At 59.5% G+C, this 321-nt stretch carries 1 protein-coding gene; it reads left to right on the top strand.

Annotation, left to right across the window (positions count from 1 at the left end; all coding sequences use genetic code 11):
* Nucleotides 1-321: contractile injection system protein, VgrG/Pvc8 family (locus B347_RS0108440; RefSeq protein ID WP_019409266.1), on the top strand; the 321-nt coding region annotated here is incomplete at both ends.

Below are 321 nucleotides of genomic sequence, written 5' to 3'. Positions count from 1 at the left end.
CAACCAGCGGGTTTTCCAGCAACTCACGGTCGAGCAGATCATTGGCCAATTCCTGGAAGAGCACGGCATCTTCAGTAACGCCTTCACCTTCAAGCTCGACACGACCTATCAGGCCCGCGACTACTGCGTGCAGTACCACGAAACCGACCTGCACTTTATCCAGCGCCTGTGCGAAGAAGAAGGCATCCACTACCACTTTCGGCACAGCGCTCAAGGCCACCACCTGGTGTTCGGTGACGGCCAGAGCGCCTTCGCCAAACTCGAACACCCCGTGCCGTGGCACAGCGGCAGCGGCCTGGTGCCTGAAGAACCGGCAATCAG

Source organism: Pseudomonas psychrophila HA-4, from assembly GCF_000282975.1.
GTDB classification, from domain to species: Bacteria; Pseudomonadota; Gammaproteobacteria; order Pseudomonadales; family Pseudomonadaceae; genus Aquipseudomonas; species Aquipseudomonas psychrophila_A.
Note: the sequence above shows the minus strand (reverse complement) of the source record. Positions and strands in the feature narration are given on the sequence as shown.